Here is a 3,440-nt window from a genome sequence, read left to right on the forward strand (position 1 = left end):
GATGTAGAACTCGAACAACTAATTGATAGTTGCGATTATTTGCCCTTTGAGACGATGAAGCAGACTATAGACGGCTTAGCAGCTCGTGTAGGTGTGAAATTGGAGTGGAAAGATTTAGATGATGGACGATTCGAGTGCAACGCCAATATCGCCTGAAGTACAGGATTTTATTGACACGTTAAAACAGGGTCGAGGATTTGCCGAAATTACCCAAATCATCAGTGAGGAGGTGCAGCGGCAAATTGAAACCCAATTGATGGAATTTCAAACAGCAGTTGCGGATTCAAATTTAGCTGCGATAGATGCAATGAGTGAGGAATTGCAAAGGATAAAGTCAGAGTCGGCTACACTCAGCGGGGTGATGGAGAGGTTAAGTGCAGCTGTTGCCCCCGATTTACCGACAACGGAGGATGAAGTTGTGAGCTTTCGTCAGGCGATTGATAATCTCGAAAGATATGGCAGTATCATCCCGTCGCAATCAGACATTTTAGCTGCTCAATTGAGGATGCGAAATGGACGCGCTTGGTCATTGGTATGGCAGTCACTAGCAAAGATATTGATTAAAAAGTTGGAGAGAAAGTTTTGCAAACAGCCTACTTCCACAGAGCCTATTGGTGCTACGAAAACAACTTGGGAATAGCCAAGATTCATTACGAGCCACTAGGAATTTTTGCAATTTTGTTTGAAGGTGGTATCCCCAAGATTAACGTTAATTTCCTGGATCAAAACGAGTTTTCCTACTACTGGCAGAAATATAGAAAAGCAGGAGTAAACTTGCTTTTAGGGGTGCAAATTGACCGCGATGTTGAGTTAACCAGGGTAATTGACAAGGATAAAGTTTTTGAATTCCCAGAAATTAATTTGTCAGTCAAGTTAGAAAATAATACCCGTTATTTTTGTGCAATCGGTGAATCAGCGCTGCGAGAGGGTTTCCCTCCGCAGGTGATTGTGAACCCGAAGGGTCAAGAATGGACTGAATTTCAAGACGATGTGTTTGTAGAGTATCAGCCCTGTAAATCATTAATACATGTGAGTTAGCCATGCCTAAAACATTAAAGCCACAACCGGAACCACCCAAAAATGAAGGATTGAATCTTTCTGACTTAAACGGCGATGTCAGTAAAGCTCTAGTCTTTAAAGATTCCCATTTTGGTTTGGAGTCAGCAGTCTGGGAGAATGCCCAGCGGATTGCTGATATGTTGCCTGTGAATGTCAGAACTTTTGGCGATCTCACAGACGAACATATAGCCTTAGCTGCGGAAAACGCTAAGGGCGCAGAAATCCAACTCAAAAATTGGACTGAGTACGATACACTCACGTCTCGTTATTTGAAAGCCCTGATCAAAAGCAGAGAGAAACAAGCATCTGTTGCTGAAAACGTTGGCGAGGCAAGGGTTACTCTTGCAGAATTGGAAAAGAACTTAGGGGTATCTCTTGCTAATCTCGAATCCAAGTTCAGGCAAATAGTTGGGGGTTCTCGCTCAGCCCTAGCAGGAGTCCAAGATGATTTGGGAATTAGCTTAGGTAAGATTGCTTCACAGTATTCAGAAGGCAAGGCTAAAAAGCAAGAAAGGTTACAAGCTGAAACCACCAAAAAAGAACCAACCCCTTACGAAGAACAAACGAGTAATTTGGTTACTCGGTTCCAAGAGCTTAGAAATGCTCGTTATTCAGGAACACCAGGAATTACACAACGAATTAGGAGCGTAGGATGAAAAGGGAGGAGCAGAGGGGCAGAGGGGCAGAGGGGCAGAGGAGTAAGAAATGCAAAGAGAACCTGTAAGAAATCATCAAGATCTAGAAACATACCAGATGGCATTTGATGCAGCTATGAAAATCTTTGAATTATCGAAGAAGTTTCCTGTAGAAGAACGATACTCTTTAACTGATCAAATTCGTAGATCATCTCGTTCTGTGTGTGCAAATATGGCAGAGGCTTGGAGAAAGCGTCGTTACGAAGCAGCATTTGTCGCTAAGTTAAATGACTGTGAATCAGAAGCGGCAGAAACACAAACATGGATTGAATTTGCTGTTAAGTGCAATTATATCCCTGTTGAATCAGGTAGGGAACTTTATGGAATTTATAACCGAATCTTGGGTGGTTTAGTAAATATGATTACTAATCCTTCGCCTTGGTTAATGAAGCGTTAAAATTCTTTTTCCTCTGCCCCTCCGCTCCTCTGCCCCTCTGCTCCTTATTCTTCTTTAAATATGTCCCAGATTTGTAGATTACTTATTTGGATGTGTGGGTTCATTATTGCTAGTGCTACTGCTCAACTAATTAGTTTATTGCCCTGGAATGCATTGGTTGTGGGAGTAGCAGTAGTAATCACGTACTCTCAAGGCAAAAATAGTAACTCGATGCTGCTACAAATCATCGCCGTTGGATTAGCGTTTGGGTGGTGTAAATGTTATTTCCTTGGTTAAGAATCGGGGCCAGCGGGTTAGCTGCTCTAGTGTTGGTGTTAACGTCTAATCCCAAAGACATAAAACTGTTTACACCTGCAAATATTGCTGCGATCGCACTCTCCAGTTATGCAGGATTGGAATTACGGAAACTTCAAAAGCACTACGAGGATAAAGAACGAGAAGAGGATATGCTTGCGGCTATGAAGGATACCCAGGCAACTGTTCAGTTGCAGTATCTTTCATCAGCAGCCGAACGCAAACGCTCAAATGCAGATGCAGACAAGGAAACAGAAAGGCAACTGAAATTACTGCAACAAACAGCACCTCTATTCAGTGAAGTGCTAACACTAACTGGACAAGGTGGAGCAGTTCGTCAGATGGCATTGGGTATGATTCAGAATGGGGAAAGTCTGGGTAATGTTTTGCTAGCGACATCTGAAGCGGAAATGCAATTGGAGCAAGCAAAACTCCAAGCTCAGATCCACCAAAGACAAATTGAATTACAAGCCCAACAAACACAGCAAGCGCTTAAAAGTGCTAACACAGAGACGGTAACTGTGGCTACTCCTAGTACAGCAGTATCTACTGAGCCATCTCCATCATCCAAGATAGAAGGGCTAAAAAAAGCGGCAACAGTTGTCGGGCTTCAAACTGAATGCCTTCGTATTGACAAAGCACCTAGCTACGAAAGGTTAATTTTTTCAGTTAGAACTGAAGATTTCAATACTCTACCTAAATTCAAAGCTGCAAGCAAGCTGGCATTGGGTATCAGCGAGAAGGAAGATTTACCCTTCTATATATATGCACCAGAACAGATTGCGGTCGAAGTGGCTTTAAAACCAGAAGAACGCACTTACTATAATTTCCCAGGGCGGCAATGGAAGGGCGGCGCACGCCTAATTGTTCTAGTAGTCCACCAAAGTTATTTTGACAGGTTGCTCTGTAGGTGAAATAATGGTATGAAAACACTTTTAAAAGTTATGTCAGCTAAATATACTGTTAGCCTAACTCAAGAGGAACAAGATAAACTA

General features: G+C 42.5%; 5 protein-coding genes. All 5 read left to right on the forward strand.

Annotated features, from left to right (window positions below):
- Window positions 1-118: 118 nt before the first annotated feature.
- Complete coding sequence (locus tag FNW02_RS37765; protein ID WP_191762570.1) at window positions 119-640, forward strand: hypothetical protein; 522 nt, start codon at window positions 119-121, stop codon at window positions 638-640.
- The gene (locus FNW02_RS37770) at window positions 631-1,038 is read left to right on the forward strand and encodes a hypothetical protein (RefSeq protein ID WP_225226310.1); all 408 of its coding nucleotides are present in this window, start codon (window positions 631-633) and stop codon (window positions 1,036-1,038) included. The genes FNW02_RS37765 and FNW02_RS37770 overlap by 10 nt, the downstream gene beginning before the upstream one ends.
- Window positions 1,039-1,040: 2 nt before the next feature.
- On the forward strand, window positions 1,041-1,715 hold the full coding sequence (locus tag FNW02_RS37775) for a hypothetical protein (protein ID WP_191762572.1): 675 nt from the start codon (window positions 1,041-1,043) through the stop codon (window positions 1,713-1,715).
- Window positions 1,716-1,764: 49 nt separating this feature from the next.
- On the forward strand, window positions 1,765-2,151 hold the full coding sequence (locus tag FNW02_RS37780; RefSeq protein WP_191762573.1) for a four helix bundle protein: 387 nt from the start codon (window positions 1,765-1,767) through the stop codon (window positions 2,149-2,151).
- 257 nt (window positions 2,152-2,408) lie between these two features.
- Window positions 2,409-3,359, forward strand: coding sequence for a hypothetical protein (locus tag FNW02_RS37790; RefSeq protein ID WP_191762575.1), 951 nt, complete (start codon window positions 2,409-2,411; stop codon window positions 3,357-3,359).
- The last annotated feature ends 81 nt before the right edge of the window (window positions 3,360-3,440 follow it).

Source organism: Komarekiella delphini-convector SJRDD-AB1 (genome assembly GCF_014831675.1).
Classification (GTDB): Bacteria; Cyanobacteriota; Cyanobacteriia; order Cyanobacteriales; family Nostocaceae; genus Komarekiella.